Origin of the sequence: Paenochrobactrum pullorum, from assembly GCF_041929845.1 — a bacterium.
Taxonomy (GTDB): domain Bacteria; phylum Pseudomonadota; class Alphaproteobacteria; order Rhizobiales; family Rhizobiaceae; genus Paenochrobactrum; species Paenochrobactrum pullorum.
On the sequence record NZ_JBHEEH010000001.1, the window covers coordinates 461,522 to 480,414 of the forward strand.

An 18,893-nucleotide genomic window follows, 5' to 3' on the forward strand; every position below is an offset into this window, starting at 1 on the left:
GACGTCTTCACTGGCAAGTGCAAATTGAGATGGGCATTTTTATTGCGAAGCTTACCTGATCTACCTGTCACCTATATATTGCCGCAGCTGGATCAAGCTATGGAGCATGGCAATAAACATGTACTGGTAGCACCTCCCGGTGCCGGTAAAACAACGCTGGTGCCATTGCATTTTTTGCATCAGGACTGGTCAGGTGCGGATAAGATCATTGTGCTTGAGCCGCGCCGTATTGCGGCGCGTGCGAGCGCCAAGCGCATGGCGCAATTGCTGGGGGAGGAGGTCGGGCAAACGGTCGGCTACCGGATGCGGCTTGAAAACAAGACAAGTGCCTCCACTCGCGTGCTGGTGGTGACTGAAGGTGTTTTCGCCCGTATGATCTTGGAGGACCCTGAGCTTAAAGACGTCAAGGCTGTTCTGTTCGATGAATTTCATGAGCGCAGTTTAGACGCGGATTTCGGCCTTGCTTTAGTGCTGGATGTGCAGGCCGCATTACGTCCTGATTTAAAAATTTTGGTGATGTCGGCAACGCTTGACGGTGCGCGGGTGGCAGCACTTTTGGGCGATGATGCACAGGTGATCAAAAGCGAAGGCCGCAGTTACCCTATCGATATCCGCTACCGCGAGCGCAAACCACAGGAGCGGGTTGAGGATGCAATGGCGCAGGCCATTCGCGATGCGCTTTTTGATGAAACGGGTAGTATTCTGGCGTTTTTACCCGGCCAAGGCGAGATCGATCGGGTTGCCCGTTTGCTGGAGCCGTCTTTGGGCGCAAATATCATGCTTTGCCCTCTTTATGGGGCGATGGAAGGGCGCGATCAGGATGCAGCAATCAAACCTTCACCTGAGGGTAAGCGCAAAGTCGTGCTTGCTACATCGATTGCCGAAACCTCGCTGACCATTGATGGTGTGCGGGTGGTGATTGATAGCGGTTTGAGCCGTGTGCCGCATTATGAACCGGCAACCGGTCTGACACGCCTTGAAACGGTTCGTGCCTCACGTGCGGCGGTCGATCAGCGGGCAGGGCGCGCAGGGCGAACTGAAGCAGGCATTGCCATCCGGCTTTGGCATCAGGGGCAGACGGCTTCGTTGCCGCCGTTCAGTACACCGGAAATTCTGGAAGCGGATTTATCCGGCTTATTGTTGGATTGTGCGGCTTGGGGGGTAAATGATCCGTCAGAATTGCAGTTTTTAGATGAGCCACCACGGCCAGCATTGAATGAAGCACGCAATTTGCTGATGGAACTGGGTGCATTGGACGGCGATGGTCGATTGACCCCTGACGGCCAAGCAATGCGTGAACTGGCTTTGCCTGCGCGCCTTGCCCATATGGTGGCAAAAGCCAAGCCGCGTGGTGAAGGGCTCTATGCTGCTGAACTGGCGCTTTTATTAACCGAGCGTGGTCTAGGCGGCTCCGATATCGATCTGGAAGAGCGTTTCCGCAAATTTAAACAAGATCGCTCCGACCGAGCGCAACGTGCCAAGCAATTAGCCAAGCGTATAGGCGGCAATTCCGATGGTGAGACCTCTAGCATCGGGCGCTTGTTGCTCGATGCCTATCCTGATCGTCTGGCCAAGCCGCGCGGTGCCGCGGGGCAATTTGTACTGGCCAATGGTCGCGGCGGCGAGATAGACGCTGCATCATCTTTATCCAAAGCGTCGTGGTTGGTGGTGGCGGAACTGACAGGGCGCGCTGATCGCAGCCGCATTCTGGCCGCAGCCGAGGTGAGTGAAGCAGAGATCAGGTTTGTTTTGGGACACAAGATCAAAACCGGTCGTCAAGTTCTCTATGACGCAGAGAAAAACAGTCTGCGTGCCCGTGAAGCAACGCGTATTGGTCAGTTTGCTTTGCAGGAAAAACAAATGGCTGCTCCTTCGGGTGAAGAAGCGGATTTAGGCGTCATTGATACAGTGCGCCAATATGGATTGCAGATTTTGCCTTGGGGCAAAGAGGCTGAAACCCTGCGTTGCCGCTTAAGCTGGCTTTACCAGGGATTAGGCGAGCCGTGGCCTGCAATGGATGATAAAACGCTGATCGACAGGCTTGAAGATTGGTTGTTACCGTTTTTAACAGGTGAAGCGCGGCTCGATAAAATTCCGTTTGCAACGATCAGCAATGGTCTGCGTTTGCTGGTGCCTTATGATTTGCAGCGCAAAATTGATGCACTGGCGCCGGTGAGTTTTGAAGTGCCGACAGGCTCCAATATCACCATCCGTTATGATGCCGATCAGCCCGTCATTGCTGTAAGGGTGCAGGAATTGTTTGGCCTGACTACTCATCCTTCCATCGCCGATGGCAAAGTGCCGCTGGTGCTGGAACTATTGTCGCCGGCACATAAGCCGATCCAGATCACGCGGGATTTGCCGCGTTTTTGGGCGGGCTCATGGGCGGATGTGCGCGCCGATATGCGCGGTCGTTATCCCAAACATGTCTGGCCGGAAGACCCGGCCAATGCGCCACCGACAGGCCGCGCCAAGCCACGCGGGCAATGAGGCGGACGCGGAAAACGAACTGGCAGGACTTACCTTGATTTAAAACTTGCCTTATATGGTCAACAAAAAAATGGTACGGAGTGGTCATGCAGACAGATTTTCACAGCCGCGCTTCAAGCCAGTCGCGGCGTCCGCGCCTGACTACGCTGGTGCGTATTCGCTGGCTGGCGATTGCCGGACAAACGGCCGCGGTGATGTTTGTGGCGCTTTATCTGCGCTTTCCGTTTCCTGTCGGTATTTGTTTTGCACTGATTGCACTCTCCGCATGGCTTAATCTGCTTTTGAGCTTTCGTTATCCGGTCAGCCATCGCTTAAATCCGACGGCCGCCAGCTTTGTGCTGGGCTTTGATGTGTTGCAATTGGCAGGGCTGTTATATCTGACCGGTGGTTTGCAAAATCCGTTTACGATCTTGATGATTGTGCCGGTGATTATTTCAGCAACCTCATTGCCCAAACGCCATACGATTGTACTTGGGTTGTTGGTGACAATCTGCACCACATATCTCACTTTTTATCATCTCAATCTGCCGTGGTATCCGGATACGGTGCTGGAACTGCCGTTTTTGCTGGTGGCGGGCATATGGAGCGCGGTCATTTCAACGCTTGGCTTTACCGGTGTTTATGCTTACCGGATTGCTGAAGAAGCGCGCCAGCTCGGTGACGCGTTGACGGCAACCGAACTGATTTTGCAGCGCGAACATCATTTGACGGCTTTGGACGGATTGGCGGCTGCTGCTGCGCATGAGCTTGGCACACCTTTGGCCACTATCGCTTTGGTGGTTAAGGAGATGCAGCGTTCCCACGCCAAAGACGAGGGGCTAGCCGACGATATCAGCCTGTTGCAATCACAAACGCAGCGTTGCCGCGAGATTTTGCAGCGTCTCACTAGCCTTTCATCCGAAAATGAAGAACATATGTCACGTATGCCGCTTTCTTCATTGATCGAGGAGGTGGTCGCACCGCACCGTAATTTCGGCATTGATCTGGAAGTGGTACGCCAGGAAGGCTCAAAACCTGAGCCGGTGGTGCGGCGCAATCCGGGGCTATTATACGGGCTTGGAAATCTGATTGAAAATGCGGTGGATTTTGCCCGTGAAAAAGCAACAGTTTCATGGAGCTGGAGCGAAACGGAAGTGCGCGTCATCATTCAGGATGACGGGCAGGGCTTCAAACCGGAAATTCTGGAGCGAATCGGTGAGCCTTACACAACCAGTCGTGAGAACGGCCATAATGGCGGCGGCTTGGGATTGGGCCTCTTCATCGCGAAAACGTTACTGGAACGTTCGGGCGCCCATATAAGCTTCCATAATAGAAGCAATCCGGGGCAGGGCGCGGAAATCCGAGTGGTCTGGTCCCGTGATATTTTAGCCGGAAATGTGAAATAAATACGGTTCGCAAGCATTTTTTCAAATTGCTCATTTGACTTTTTGCCGCAGGGCTACAATAAGGAAATAAAAAAACCGAGTAGGAAAACCTGATGGACGACTTGATTCAGGACGACAGTGAAGCAATCGGCACCGATCCTTCTCTTCTTCTGGTCGATGACGACAAGCCGTTTTTGCAACGTCTGGCACGTGCTATGGAAAGCCGTGGTTTTAACGTGATCGCAGCAGAATCGGTTGAAGAGGGTCTTGCCGCCGTAAAGGCTGGCGCACCGGCTTATGCCGTTGTGGATATGCGTTTGGGTGACGGAAATGGTCTCGATATCATTGAGGCAATCCGTGCCAAACGTGCCGATACACGTGCCATTATTCTCACCGGCTACGGTAATATTGCCACCGCAGTCAATGCGGTCAAACTGGGTGCGGTTGATTATCTGTCCAAGCCGGCCGATGCAGACGAGGTTTTTGCGGCACTTACCCGCAGACCGGGTGAAAAAGTGATTCCACCGGAAAATCCAATGTCGGCTGATCGTGTCCGCTGGGAGCATATTCAGCGTGTTTATGAAATGTGCGAACGCAATGTTTCAGAAACGGCACGTCGTTTGAACATGCATCGCCGCACCTTGCAGCGTATTCTTGCCAAACGCGCTCCGCGCTGATTTCTAAAGGCTCTATACGATTGGGCAGAATCAATCTGTAAGACTGATTCTGCCCTTGCTTATCTAGTGTAGTTTTATGGATTTGATAATCAGCAGTAAAAAGCGTTGTTATATTTAAAAGAATCCCCCATTTAAAAGTTAATAAGTATAGTTAATAGAAGTTTAACTATATCTATTGCACATTGGGCAGAGATCAGTCGGTTCGAGTGCGGAAGCGGCTTGTATATTCGGGGGAATTTATGAAATTCAAATCATTGCAAATACCCGTCGCGATTACTCTGACCGGCCTTTTGGCTGCTTGCTCAACAACCGGTTCGCCGTTTCAGGCAACGGCGTCTTATCCGGCAGTCACAGATGCAGGCTATACATTGCCAGCGATTCCCAAAGAGAAGATACCTGAGCAATATCGTCGTCAGACTGTCACTTATAAAACCACGCAAAAGCCTGGTTCGATTGTGGTCGATACCAAGGACAAGCATCTCTATTATGTGCTGCCAGATAATAAAGCCGTGCGTTATGGCATTGGTGTCGGGCGTGAAGGCTTTGGCTGGTCAGGCACGGCACGCGTTGCTGCCAAGCGTGAGTGGCCGACATGGACACCACCAGCACCGATGATCAAGCGTCAGCCTGAATTGGCAAAATATCGTAATGGCATGGGGCCGGGTTTGAAAAATCCGCTGGGTGCCCGTGCACTTTATCTGCACAATAAAAACGGCGATACCGGCTATCGTCTGCATGGCACACCGGAATGGTGGACAATCGGCAAGTCGATGTCTTCGGGTTGTATCCGCCTGATGAACCAAGACATTATGGATCTTTACGACCGTGTCGATAAAGATGCGCAGGTTACCGTGCTTTAAATTCATTATTGCAATTTAAAATCAAAAAAGCCGCATGAGACAGAGTTTCATACGGCTTTTTTAATATGATGTGAGGTAATCAGATCAGATCGCTTCGACCTGCAAAACTTCCGGCACAAAGTGCTTGAGAAGGTTCTGGATGCCGTGTTTCAGAGTTGCCGTTGAAGATGGGCAACCGGCGCAAGCGCCCTTCATATGCAAGTAAACAACGCCGTTTTCAAAACCGCGGAAGGTAATATCGCCGCCGTCTTGTGCAACGGCAGGGCGCACACGGGTTTCCAGCAATTCTTTGATGGTGTCGACAATTTCGCGGTCGCCCGAATCAAAAAATTCATCAGCCGTATGATCGGTCGCAGCCGGTGCGCGGGCACCAGCCATCACAGGCGCGCCGGACATGAAATGCTCCATAATGGTACCGAGAACCGCAGGCTTCAAATGCTGCCATTCAGCGTCTTCTTTGGTGACTGTGATAAAATCATAGCCGAAAAAGACGCCGGTAATGCCGGGTACGGAGAACAATTTAGCCGCAAGCGGAGAAGCGTCTGCCGCAGTTTCCGCACTGCGGAAATCAGCTGTGCCCTCAGGCAAAACAACTTTGCCGGGGAGAAATTTCAATGTCGCCGGATTTGGCGTTGTTTCAGTCTGGATGAACACGTCGTTCTCCCGCGTTGGGCAGCTCTGAAGCGGTTTTTCACGCTGCTAATGTCTGCCGATAGAGATGATCGGAATATTCCAACCGCTGTCGGATATATCACACCTTGGAACTATTCTAATATACCCAGATGAGCTAGGAGGCAAGCCTGATCATGTCATCATCAATATCAGAATAGCGGATTAAACATGAGAATTCTTATCAATATAGTGTGTTCAGGCGACGGCATCAATATCTTCGTCACTTAAATTGGCAGGGATTACCGTGACGGGAATAGGGAAAGATGCACTTTTTCCGGCCAGCATCTGGATAAGGGGGCCGGGGCCATCTTTGCCCGACGCAGCGGCCAGCACCAGAATGGCAATATCCTGATCTTCTTCGACAAGGCTTTGCAACTCTTCCGTGGTTTCACCGGCTCGCACGATCAGCTCAGGCTCAAGTCCTTGCTTTTCACGCACCTGTGCCGAAAGTTTTTCCAGTGCCAATCGGGCGCGTTCTTCAGCTTCGGAGCGCATGATCTCACCGACGCCTAAAAAATGCTGGAAATCGGATGTATCAATGACAAACAGTAAGACGAGCGCGCCGCCGGTGTTTTTAGCGCGCTTTGATGCATAAGCGACAGCACGCCCGCATTCAGGCGTATCATCAATAATAACCAGAAATTTGCGGCGGTGTCCGGCTTCCCGGCTCAGTCGTTTTGAAACCATTTGCGCAATTTGCCATTTCATTACGCTTGCTGCAAGCGCCATAATGAGAAATCAGCATGGCGCTTGTCGATTATTGAATAAGCTTAGTTCTGCAACCAGCCGATAATATTGCGGACATCTTTCATGGTCTGCTCTGCAATCACACCGGCGCGTTCGCCACCATCTTTCAGCACACTGTCGATATAAGCAGGGTCTGCGATCAGTTTACGCATTTCCTGTGTAATCGGCGACATTTGCGCAACTGCCAGATCGGCAAGCGATGCCTTGAATTCGGAGAATTGTTTGCCACCGAAATCACGCAAAACGTCTTCTTTGGAAACACCTGAAAGAGCTGCATAAATGCCGATCAGATTGTCAGCCTCAGGGCGACCTGTCAGACCTGTCAGTTCTGAAGGGATCGCATCCGCATCGGTTTTGGCTTTGCGGATCTTCCTGGTGATGGTTTCTGCATCATCAATCAGATTGATGCGCGACAAATCAGACGGATCAGATTTCGACATTTTCTTGGTGCCGTCACGCAGCGACATGATGCGCATGGCAGGGCCTGAAATCATCGGCTCGGTGAGCGGAAAATAACCGGTGACAATTTCATCGCCAACGGGCATTTCTACACCAATGCCGAGATCGGCAATACGGGCACAATAGTCATTGTTGAATTTCTGTGCGATGTCGCGGGTCAGTTCCAGATGCTGTTTTTGATCGTCGCCAACCGGCACATGAGTGGCGCGGTAAAGCAGAATGTCAGCAGCCATCAGGCTTGGATAAGCGAAGAGACCGAGCGACGCATTTTCGCGGTCTTTACCGGCTTTATCTTTAAATTGCGTCATGCGGCTCATCCAGCCGATACGTGCAATACAGTTAAATACCCATGCCAGTTCAGCGTGTTGGATGACGCGGCTCTGGTTGAAAACCATGTTCTTTTTCGGATCAATTCCGGCGGCCAGATAGGCTGCGGTCAATTCGCGGGTGGCCTGTGCCAGTTCTGCCGGATCCGGCGAAATGGTGAGTGCGTGCATGTCCACAACGCAATAGATGCACTCATGGTCATCCTGCAATTCAACCCAGCGTTTGATGGCGCCAAGATAGTTACCAAGATGGAGATTACCGGTTGGCTGGGCACCGGAAAAAATTCGTTCTTTAAAGCCACTCATAATGGGTATTTCCTCAAGCTGTTGGAAAGCCGGGCGAGTATCGTTTTCATGTCTTTAATGATCTGACATACTCTGACTTGGTTATATCAAGAGCGACGTATGTGGTTTGGACGCATGCGGACGCTCTTTAACAGGAGCACTCGTGCCAGAGTGCAAGTGTGCAAGCAAGCTCTTTTTAGATTCAGGCGGCTTTTGATTTTCTGCGTATACTGTTGCGCAACATGGCAAAACTTGCACCACCACTGGCAAAAGCTGCGCCAAAATAGACAATCATTGCACAGATAACCAGCAGACCAACGGTTAAAGCCTGTATTACAAAGCCCGCACTTTTCTGTAAATAATCAGACAGATAATGTGCGCCAAAATAAAGCATGGCGGCCATGATGGCTGCTGACAAAATCAGACGCGGAATGCGGCTGATAAGCTGCGCATCATAACCCCAATGGCCGCGATAAATCAGCAGGCTCAAAAGCAGAATTGCATTTGCCCAGCCAGCAACCACTTCTGCGGTGGCAATGCCCCGAACACCCCAGATCGGGAATAATGTAAGGGCGAGGCATACATTAATGACCACTGCAATACCGGCAAAAATCATTGGCGTGCGCGTGTCTTCACGGGCAAAAAAGCCAGGCAAAAAGGCTTTGATTAAGACAAAAGCTGGCAAGCCAATACCGTAAATGGCCAGAATATGAGAAACAATTGCTGTCGACTCTGTGCCAAATTTGCCGCGTTCGAACAATAGACGCACGATTGGCTCGGAAAAAACCAGCAAAGCCGCAGCCGCAGGCAGGGTTAAAAACAATGTGAATTCAACCGAGCGGTTTTGTAAATTACCGGCTTCCTTTTCATTTCCGCTTTGAAGGGCGCGCGATAATTCGGGCAGCAAAACGGTGGCAACGGCAATACCGACTACGCCAAGCGGCAATTGCGAAATACGATCGGCATAAACCAAGGACGAAACCGCGCCATCTTGTGATGAGGCGATATTGGTATTGATCAGCAGATTGATCTGGGTGATGCCGCCGGTAATGGCGGCAGGCAATGCCAGCACCAGTAATCGGCGCACATTGGGGGTGAGTTTGGGAAATCGGAAACCGATTTTAATACCTGCATGACGTACTGCTCCCCAAACGATTGCAAGCTGCACCAAACCTGCCGCCATTACGCCCCATGAAAGGCTAAGGCCGATATCAAGGGCATCATAACCTTGCCACCATGCCCAGACCAGCACGGCGATGAGGATGATGTTGAGGAAAACCGGAGCAATGGCGGCTGCAAAAAAGCGATGCAAGGTGTTGAGCATCCCGCCCATCATTGCCGCCAGCGACATACAGGCAAGATACGGAAACATGATGACGGCCAAGCGCACGGTGTGATCATATTTGACCGGATCATCAACAAAGCCCGGTGCGATAATGGTGCGTACCAAAAACGGCATGGAAAGCTCCATGACGATAGTCAGCACCAGCAAAATGGTGAACAGCACACCGAAAACTTCTTCAGAAAACTTGGCGGCGCCTTCCATGCCGTTTTTCTCGATCTCTTTGGAAAAGAGCGGCACAAAAGCGGTGTTGAGCGCACCTTCGGCAAAAAGACGACGGAAAGTGTTAGGAAAACGAAAGGCCGCATTAAATGCATCCGCAACAGGGCCGGTACCGAGCGCTGCCGCCATCATCATTTCACGGGTGAAGCCGAAAATGCGGCTCATCAATGTGCCTGATGCAACGGTTGCGAATTTTTTAACCAAGCTCATAGGATTAATGCCTGTCAGTTGCTCGTTTGCGCGGCTGCTTTGGCCACTATCTCATCATTAAAAAGGCTGAGAAGTTTGCGTTTAATATTATTTTGTTTTGTGGTCGAAGCGATTTTTTCGCCGCTTAAATCTGTCACATAAAATGTATCAACAGCCTTTTCACCAAAGGTGGTAATGTGGGCGGAAGCAATATTGAGCGAAAGATCGGAAATCACCCCGGTTAGTTCCCACAACAGGCCGGGGCGGTCGAGTCCTTTTACTTCCAAAACAGTAAATTTATTGGAAAGACTGTTATTGATCACCACGCGTGGTTCAATACGGAAGGTTTTAGGAGCACGTTTTGGCTTGGCTTTTTTAGCCATCACATCCGGCAAATGGGCGATGCCGGCCAGTGCGTCTTCAATCAACTGGCCGACACGTTCGGCGCGGCGACGCTCATCTTCATCGAGTTCAAAAGCGCGGCTGATCAAAATCGTGTCTAAAGCGCGTCCGTCCCGGGTGGTGAAAATTTGCGCGTCGACAATATTGGCGCCTGCTGCCGCGCAGGCACCGGTGATGATGGTGAGAAGGCGTGGTGAATCGGGTGCCAGAACCGTGATTTCGGTGACCGCTTCAAAACGATGCGGCTGCGCTAAAGTGGCGACACTGCGCTGTTGCAGATCACTTTTGTGAATAAATTCTGCATGCCTGATCTGGTCTTCTAAAGAAACACTCAAAAGATAATTGGTATAAAGCAATGGTATATAAGCGCTTACCGCTTCTTGCGGCCAATGGCTTAAATTCTCTGCCAGTATTTTTCGGGCTTCTTCGCTGCGTTCGGTGCGTGATTGTTCAGAAAAACCACCGGTTAAAACCAGTTCGGTTTCATAATAAAGTGTGCGTAACAACTGGCCTTTCCAGCCATTCCATACACCGGGGCCAACAGCTTTGATGTCGCAAACAGTAAGAATGAGCAGCAGTTTCAGCCGGTCCTTGGTTTGCACAATATCTGCAAAATCCTGAATGGTTTTGCGATCATTGAGATCTCGCGATTGGGCAATTTTGCTCATGGTCAGGTGCTGTTCGATCAGCCATGCAACCGTGTCTGTTTCAGATGCTGTGAGGCCAAAACGCGGACAGAGTTTGCGGGCAATACGTGCGCCCGCCACCGAGTGGGCTTCAGGGCGGCCTTTGGCAATATCATGCAGAAAAAGCGCGACATAAAGAATATTGCGCGCTGTTTTAAGCGATGCCATCAGCTCGTTGGAAAGCGGGTGTTCTTCCTCCAGAGTGCCATGTTCAATCTCCGACAACACTTTGATTGAGCGCAATAAATGCTCATCTACCGTGTAATGATGATACATGTTGAATTGCATCATCGCAACGATGCGGCCAAAATCGGGGATGAATTTGCCAAGCACGCCAGTTTCATTCATGCGGCGCAAGATCAGTGCCGGATCACGTGGTGAGGTGACAATTTCCAGAAACATTTTGTTGGCTTCCGGATTTTCACGTAATTCTGCTTTGATGAGCTTTAACGAGCGTGAAACCTGCTGCATGGCGGCTGGATGCAGCGCAAGCCCATGTTTATCTGCCAGATGAAACAGGCGAATGATATTGACCGGATTTTCTTGGAAAACCGTGTCGCGGGCAATATTGATGCGGTGGTTTTCATCGACGAAATCATTGCCGCGGCTCAGTTTACGTTTATGAGGCTCGCTGCTGATGAAAATCTGGTTATAGCCGGGCACATGCTTGACTTGCTGCTCTTCCAAAGCCGCACAGATGATACGGGTTAAATCACCGACATCTTTGGCCACCAGAAAATAGTGTTTCATGAAGCGTTCGACCGCATTTTGACCCGGATGTGCGGTATAGCCAAGCCGATCGGCAATGTCGGGCTGCAACTCGAAAGATAAACGCTCGGTGGCGCGATTGGTCAAAAAATGCATATGGCAGCGCACTGCCCAGAGAAAATCTTTGGCCTTGTTGAACAGCCGATGCTCGGCACGTGATAAAACGCCTAGCTTCACCAGACCTTCACTGCTGCGGATGCCATAGAAATAACGGGCGATCCAGAAGAGGGTTTGCAGGTCGCGCTGGCCGCCTTTGCTCTCTTTGACATTCGGTTCGACGAGATAGCGCGTGACACCGGATTTTTGATGGCGCAGATCGCGTTCATGCAGTTTGGCGGCAATAAATTCAGACCCTGTTCCGGAAACAACTTCGCTTTCAAAGCGGGTTTCCAGTTCTTCAAACAGCGCATGATTGCCAATCAGCAAGCGCTTTTCCAGCACCGCTGTGCGGATTGTCATATCTTCCCGCGAAAGCCGGATAGTATCATCAATCGTACGGGTGGCGTGTCCCACTTTCAGCTTCATATCCCAAAGCATATAGAGGATATATTCCACCACCTGCTCGCCCCACGGTGTTTGTTTATATGGCAGTAAAAACAACAGATCGATGTCGGAACCGGGTGCCAAACCACCGCGGCCATAGCCGCCAACGGCAACAATCGCCATAGTTTCTGCCATGGATGGATTATTGACCGGATAAATACGGGTGGTGATTATATGATAGAGGGCGCAGATTATCACATCCATCAGATGCGAGATGCGTCTGGCGCATAAAGTGCCGCCACCATCTTTGTTCAGCAATTCTTCTGATTTTGCCAAACCTTGTTGATGGGTTTCCTTCAGAAGACTGAGGATATGACGGCGTAGCTCCTGATGGTCGCAATAGGTGTCCGCTAACAGGTTGAGCTTGGCAATAAAGGCTTCTTCATCAATCGTCTGGAGTATTTTCAAGAGACTGCCTCATATTGCTTACCAATAAAGTATCTTAAACGTCGGCTCCACAGTGTGAGGCCGGCGTTTAATCTAATCGAAGCTATGCTTAGTTGGAAGCATTATAGGCAGTGATTGCCGCCATGTTGACGATGTCGGTATCTTTGGCACCGAGGCTTACAATCTGGGCAGGCTTATCAAGGCCAACCAAGAGTGGGCCAATCACTGTAGCACCACCCAGTTCTTGCAGCATATCGGCTGCAATGGTGGCCGAGTGGTGATCCGGTGTGATCAGCACATTGGCAGGGCCGGAAAGCCGGATGAACGGATATTGTGTCATCAGCTTGCCGTTGAGCGCTACTTCCGCACTCATTTCACCATCAAATTCGAAGTCCACATGACGCTTTGTCAGTATGCGGACAGCTTCCTGAATGGTTGCCGAACGTTCGCCGCCCATATGGCCGAAGGTGGAATAAGCGGTGAGGGCAACACGTGGTGTGTAGCCCATGCGGCGTGCCATGCCCGCAGCTTCCACAGCAATATCAGCCAGCTCTTCAGCAGATGGTGATTCATGTACGGCAGTGTCGGCAATAAAGACAGTGCGGTCACGGCAGATGGCAATTGAAACGCCGACAACGCGGTGACCCGGCTTGCTGTCGATGACGCGGCGCACATCTTCAAGGCCGGTGGCGTAATTGCGGGTGATACCGGTGACCATGCCATCCGCATCGCCAAGGGCAACCATGCAGGCCGCAAAATGGTTGCGGTCATTGTTGATCAGGCGGTGGCAATCACGGAACAAAAAGCCCTGACGCTGCAATTTTTGATAAAGATAATCAGCATAAGCCGTGTTGCGGCTGGAAAGACGTGCATTGATGATTTCAATATTCGGCTTGGTCAGATCAACACCGGCGGCTTCTGCGGTGGAACGAATACGGTCTTCACGACCAACCAGAATGGCGGTTCCAAGTTCCTGATTAACGAAGGAAACTGCGGCACGCATCACTTGCTCTTCTTCACCTTCGGCAAAGACGATGCGTTTTGGCTTGCTGCGTACGCGCTCATAAATACCGCGAAGCGTTGAAGCTATCGGATCACGACGCGCCGACAATTCGCGGGAATAAGCATCAAGATCGGTGATGGCACGACCGGCAACACCTGTCTCCATTGCAGCTTTGGCAACCGCTACTGAAACAGAGGCGAGCAGACGCGGGTCAAACGGCACCGGAATGATGTAATTGCGACCAAAGCGCGGGCGGTTGCCCTGATAGGCTGCCACAACATCATCAGGCACATCTTCACGCGCCAGCAGTGCCAGTGCATTGGCTGCGGCAATTTTCATCTCTTCATTGATGGTGGTTGCACGCACATCGAGCGCACCACGGAAGATATAAGGGAAGCCCAGAACATTGTTGACCTGATTGGGATAGTCGGAACGGCCGGTTGCAACAATCGCATCATCACGAATTTTCGCGACATCTTCAGGTGTTACTTCCGGATCAGGATTTGCCATCGCAAAAATGATCGGATTAGGTGCCATTGAGGCGACCATTTCATCGGTCAAGGCACCCTTGGCGGAAAGACCGAAGAAGACATCGGCGCCTTCTATTGCCTGTGCCAGTGTGCGCTTGTTGGTTTTGACAGCATGCGCGGATTTCCACTGGTTCATGCCCTCTTCACGTCCTTGATAAACAACACCCTTGGTGTCGCAAAGAATGACGTTTTCAGAGGCAAAGCCCATCGCTTTGATCAGTTCGATACAAGCAATACCGGCAGAGCCTGCACCATTACAGACCAGCTTGGTTGTCTTCATATCGCGGCCGGTCAGATGCAGCGCATTGATGAGACCGGCGGCAGAAATAATTGCGGTGCCGTGCTGGTCATCGTGGAACACCGGAATGTCCATCATTTCGCGCAAGCGCTGTTCAATAATGAAGCAGTCGGGAGCTTTGATATCTTCCAGATTGATGCCGCCGAAAGACGGGCCCAAATAGCGCACTGAATTGATGAAAGCGTCAATATCGGTGGTATCAACTTCCAGATCGATGGAATCCACATCGGCAAAACGTTTGAACAGGACGGATTTACCTTCCATCACTGGCTTGGAAGCCAGCGCGCCAAGGTTGCCAAGTCCTAAAATAGCGGTACCATTGGAAATAACGGCAACAAGATTGCCTTTGGCAGTGTAATCATAAGCACTGGCCGGATTTTCAGCGATTGCTCTCACCGGAACAGCAACGCCCGGAGAATAGGCCAGTGACAAATCACGTTGGGTTGTCATAGGCTTGGTCGGAACGATCTCTAACTTACCGGGGCGCCCCATCGAATGGAAATCGAGCGCTTCTTTATCACTGGCAGCCTGTGCGGCAGTGGGGGTTTTGTTATTGTTTTTTTCTGAGGCTGACATGTCAACTCCGGTTATCATCTGTGGAGAATTCTAGGTAATCTCTGTTGGGTGGTGCGTAAATATCATTTCGGGAATAGATATTGTGATGAATTTTACACTTTACGCAAGATTCAATGGTTTTGAGTGGTTTATGCGTAACAAAATTGTGTTTTATGGAAGGCGGAGCTGAAGATTGACGAACCAACCAGAGATTATCAACGATATTTCCGCGTCTTCCACCGAAACTGAAGCTCGATCAGCAGCTCTTAATGATGCGCCAACCCGACTCACTCCGATGATGGAGCAATATATCGAGATTAAAGCGGCGAATGTTGATTCGCTGCTTTTTTATCGGATGGGCGATTTTTACGAACTGTTTTTCCAAGATGCGGTTGAAGCCTCCAAAGCGCTTGGCATAACACTCACCAAACGTGGCAAGCATCTGGGCGATGAAATTCCGATGTGTGGTGTGCCGTTTCATGCCGCTGATGATTATCTGCAAAAGCTGATTGCCAAAGGTTACCGCGTTGCCGTGTGCGAGCAGGTAGAAGATCCGGCAGAGGCGAAAAAGCGCGGCTCTAAATCGGTAGTCAAACGCGATGTGGTGCGCCTCGTAACACCGGGCACTCTAACCGAAGAAAAACTGCTTGATCCGTCAGAAGCTAATTTTCTGATGACTTTAGGCCGCGTCAAAGGTGAGGCCGAAAATGTATTGGCACTGGCGTGGATTGATATTTCTACCGGCACATTCCGTGTAACCGAAAGCTCGCCGGAGCGGTTGTTTGCCGATGTTATGCGGGTTGATCCGCGCGAGTTGATCGTGGCGGAGCCGGTATTTCATGATGCGGAGCTACGCCCTGTCTTTGATCTGATTGGCCGCTCGGTCATTCCGCAGCCAGCCATTTTGTTTGATAGTGCGGCCGCGCAATCGCGCATCCAGCGTTATTATGATGTGGCGACCTTGGATGGTTTCGGTCAGTTTTCGCGCTCCGAATTGTCGGCCATTTCCGGTGCGATTGCCTATATCGAGAAAACGCAGATTTCCGAGCGTCCGCCATTGATGCGTCCAGAGCGTGAGCAGGAAGGCTCGACGCTTTTCATTGATCCGGCAACGCGCGCCAATCTTGAAATGGTACGCACCCTTGCAGGTCATCGTGACGGCAGTTTACTCAAAGCGATTGACCGCACTGTAACAGGCGGCGGCAGCCGCTTGCTGGCTGAGCGTTTGACGGCACCTTTGACCTCGCCACAGGCCATTCATGCGCGGCTTGATGCGGTGTCTTATTTTCTTAATGAACCGGTTTTAAGCGATGCTTTGCGCCTAGAGTTGAAGGGTGTGCCTGATATGCCACGCGGTCTTTCAAGGCTGGCCGTTGGTCGTGGTGGTCCGCGTGATATGGGCGCTTTGCAGCAAGGCTTTGAAGCAGCACGCAGTATTGTTGGTTTGCTAAGCAACAAAGATCTGCCGTCAGAACTTAAAGCTGCATTGCATGCACTTGAAAGCATACCTGAAACGCTGTGTGATCATCTCGACAAGGCTTTGGCGGATGAACTACCGCTTTTAAAGCGCGATGGTGGCTTTGTCCGGCAGGGATATCATGCTGAACTGGATGAAATGCGGGCGCTGCGTGATCAGTCGCGCCGCGTGATTGCCGGATTGCAGCAGAATTATATTGATGAAACCGGCATTAAAACGCTCAAAATCAAACATAATAATGTGCTGGGTTATTTCATCGAAGTCACTGCCAACAATGCCGGTGTGATGACCGACAGCGACGAGGCAAAGGCACGTTTTATCCATCGCCAGACCATGGCCAATGCCATGCGCTTTACCACCACCGAATTGGCGGAACTGGAAACGAAAATTGCCAATGCCGCGGATCGTGCATTGTCCATCGAAAGCGCAATTTTTGATAATTTGACCGCCGAGATCGTGCTTTTTGCCGATTTGATCCGCGCAGCAGCAGCAGCTCTTTCTGTATATGATGTGTCGGTGGCTTTGGCGGTGCTGGCTGATGAGCAGGGCTATTGTCGCCCGATTGTTGATGACAGCTTGGCTTTCAACATTGTCGGCGGGCGTCATCCGGTGGTGGAGCAGGCATTGCGACGCCAAGCCGCCAACCCTTTTGTTGCCAATGATTGTAATTTGTCACCGCAAAACAATGACAAACACGGTGCGATCTGGCTGCTGACCGGCCCTAATATGGGCGGTAAATCGACCTTCTTACGCCAAAATGCCTTGATTGCGATGATGGCGCAGATGGGGTCGTTTGTGCCGGCCGGTTCGGCACATATCGGTATTGTTGACCGCTTGTTCTCACGCGTTGGTGCATCTGATGATCTGGCGCGCGGGCGTTCCACTTTCATGGTGGAAATGGTGGAAACTGCCGCCATTCTCAATCAGGCGGGCGAACGCGCGCTGGTGATCTTGGACGAAATCGGTCGCGGTACCGCGACTTTTGACGGGCTTTCGATTGCATGGGCTGCGGTTGAATATCTGCATGAGAAAAACCGTTGCCGTTCGCTTTTTGCGACCCACTTCCATGAAATGACGGCATTGTCGGAAAAGCTTAACCGCTTGTCTAATGTCACTATGCGGGTGAAGGAATGGGACAATGATGTCGTGTTCCTGCATGAGGTGGCACAGGGTGCAGCGGATCGCTCTTATGGTGTGCAGGTGGCACGTCTGGCGGGCTTGCCGGAAGCGGTGGTTAATCGTGCGCGCGATGTGCTGAAGCAGCTGGAAGAAGGTGAAACTTCAGGCAAAGCCAATAAGCTGATTGATGATCTGCCGCTCTTTTCAGTAGTGTTGAAACAAGAAACACCAAAAACACAAGTTCAGGCCAATGAATTGCAACACGCATTGGATGCCATTCGTCCGGATGATTTGAGCCCGCGTGAAGCACTGGAAGCGCTTTATCGCTTGAAGGAAATCTCACTGGCTAAAGCTTGAATTTCCAAAGCACAGAAAAAAGGCTGCCTGAGTAATCAGGCAGCCTTTTTTTGTTTGATGGGACGTTTAAAAGCGTCGAACTGAGGCGAAAATCGCCTTTTGCAGCCCTGCTTTACGCTTTTATCATTCAAATAAAGCGGTCAGCTTCAGCACCATAATAACTAATATAACGGCTGGAAATGCGGGAAACCGGCAGGATGATAAATACATCTGTGGTGCCGAAAGATTCATCCGCCACCGCACCATCACCAATCATACCGCCAAGGCGTAAGTAACCTTTAATCAGTGGCGGCATGGAGAACAGCGCAAGCTTCATGTTGACACCTTCGGCAGGCATCAAATCCATGGCATGATAATGTTCCGGCAAGGCGCGCACATCCCATTCACTGTCGGCACGGGCATTTTGATGCAGGAAGGACAGGCACAAGGCATGTGCCATAGGTACAGCACCCTGGAAAGACGCACAGCCCATCATCACATCAATGGAATGACGACGGCAATAAGCCCAAATGCCTTGCCACAAAAGCTCGACAGTGCGCTTGGAGCGGTATTCCGGCTTGACGCAAGATCGGCCAAGTTCGAGAAAATTCAATTCCGGTTTCGAGAGTGTCAGGCGCTGCACATCATATTCACTGGCAGAATAAAACCCATGGGTTTTATTGGCCTGATCGGTACGCATCAGGCGATAGGTGCCGACAATTTGTTTATGCTGCGGGCCCGGAAGCGCTGTGTCATAAACCAGCAAATGATCGCAAACCGGATCAAAACGATCCGCATCACGTTGTTCAATAGCTTGCAGCGCGTCTTTTTTCGCGCCCATTTCATCATAGAAAACACGGAAGCGCAGCTCTTGTGCGGCTTCGATCTCTTCTGTTGTCGTGGCCAGCCGAACTTCCAATGCACCCATACGTCCGAGCAACGCGGAATTGCCAGTGGCGTTCCCATTGGAGTTTTCCGTGGCGTCGTTTGTCACACCTGATGTATTTTGTTTTATCATGGCATCATTATCGACTATTTGCGTAGTCTTTCCAAGCTGTAGAGCCATCCTGCTTTGCTCCCGATGTGTTTGTTCACTTTTTCCGAGTATTTCAAAGCGGTTCGGCTGTTTCAAAACTCATCCAGCATTACCACATTT

12 protein-coding genes are annotated in these 18,893 nt (G+C 51.1%); 5 read left to right on the plus strand and 7 right to left on the minus strand.

Annotated elements, in window-relative coordinates:
- The first annotated feature begins 42 nt into the window (after positions 1-42).
- From hrpB to JNC77_RS02240, 4 genes are all read left to right on the plus strand, one after another.
- A complete protein-coding gene (gene hrpB, locus JNC77_RS02225) occupies positions 43-2,490 on the plus strand; it encodes an ATP-dependent helicase HrpB (RefSeq protein ID WP_374829080.1) in 2,448 nt (815 codons plus the stop codon).
- An 86-nt stretch (positions 2,491-2,576) separates the two neighbouring features.
- Entirely contained in the window at positions 2,577-3,875 is a 1,299-nt protein-coding gene (locus JNC77_RS02230) for an ActS/PrrB/RegB family redox-sensitive histidine kinase (RefSeq protein ID WP_374829081.1), read from the plus strand.
- A 92-nt stretch (positions 3,876-3,967) separates the two neighbouring features.
- Complete coding sequence (locus JNC77_RS02235; protein WP_374829082.1) at positions 3,968-4,531, plus strand: ActR/PrrA/RegA family redox response regulator transcription factor; 564 nt, start codon at positions 3,968-3,970, stop codon at positions 4,529-4,531.
- A 239-nt stretch (positions 4,532-4,770) separates the two neighbouring features.
- Complete coding sequence (locus JNC77_RS02240) at positions 4,771-5,391, plus strand: L,D-transpeptidase (RefSeq protein ID WP_374829083.1); 621 nt, start codon at positions 4,771-4,773, stop codon at positions 5,389-5,391.
- An 84-nt stretch (positions 5,392-5,475) separates the two neighbouring features.
- Here the strand turns inward: JNC77_RS02240 and JNC77_RS02245 are convergent, their stop codons facing one another.
- The 6 genes from JNC77_RS02245 to JNC77_RS02270 all read right to left on the minus strand — a co-directional run bounded on the left by JNC77_RS02245 (position 5,476) and on the right by JNC77_RS02270 (position 14,826).
- Entirely contained in the window at positions 5,476-6,045 is a 570-nt protein-coding gene (locus JNC77_RS02245; protein ID WP_374829084.1) for a NifU family protein, read from the minus strand.
- A 213-nt stretch (positions 6,046-6,258) separates the two neighbouring features.
- Entirely contained in the window at positions 6,259-6,750 is a 492-nt protein-coding gene (locus tag JNC77_RS02250; protein WP_374830433.1) for a universal stress protein, read from the minus strand.
- A gap of 83 nt (positions 6,751-6,833) precedes the next feature.
- Positions 6,834-7,901: a tryptophan--tRNA ligase gene (gene trpS / locus JNC77_RS02255; RefSeq protein WP_374829085.1), complete on the minus strand. Its 1,068-nt coding sequence runs from the start codon at positions 7,899-7,901 to the stop codon at positions 6,834-6,836.
- Between the two features lie 181 nt (positions 7,902-8,082).
- The gene (gene murJ / locus JNC77_RS02260; protein ID WP_374829086.1) at positions 8,083-9,654 is read right to left on the minus strand and encodes a murein biosynthesis integral membrane protein MurJ; all 1,572 of its coding nucleotides are present in this window, start codon (positions 9,652-9,654) and stop codon (positions 8,083-8,085) included.
- 14 nt (positions 9,655-9,668) lie between these two features.
- Positions 9,669-12,440, minus strand: a complete 2,772-nt coding sequence (locus JNC77_RS02265) for a [protein-PII] uridylyltransferase (RefSeq protein WP_374829087.1) — start codon at positions 12,438-12,440, stop codon at positions 9,669-9,671.
- Between the two features lie 88 nt (positions 12,441-12,528).
- A complete protein-coding gene (locus JNC77_RS02270; protein WP_374829088.1) occupies positions 12,529-14,826 on the minus strand; it encodes an NADP-dependent malic enzyme in 2,298 nt (765 codons plus the stop codon).
- A 274-nt stretch (positions 14,827-15,100) separates the two neighbouring features.
- Here JNC77_RS02270 and mutS point away from each other — a divergent pair, with 274 nt between their 5' ends.
- Complete coding sequence (gene mutS, locus JNC77_RS02275) at positions 15,101-17,758, plus strand: DNA mismatch repair protein MutS (RefSeq protein ID WP_374830435.1); 2,658 nt, start codon at positions 15,101-15,103, stop codon at positions 17,756-17,758.
- 127 nt (positions 17,759-17,885) lie between these two features.
- Here the strand turns inward: mutS and olsB are convergent, their stop codons facing one another.
- Complete coding sequence (gene olsB / locus JNC77_RS02280; protein WP_510186614.1) at positions 17,886-18,803, minus strand: l-ornithine N(alpha)-acyltransferase; 918 nt, start codon at positions 18,801-18,803, stop codon at positions 17,886-17,888.
- Positions 18,804-18,893 lie beyond the last annotated feature (90 nt).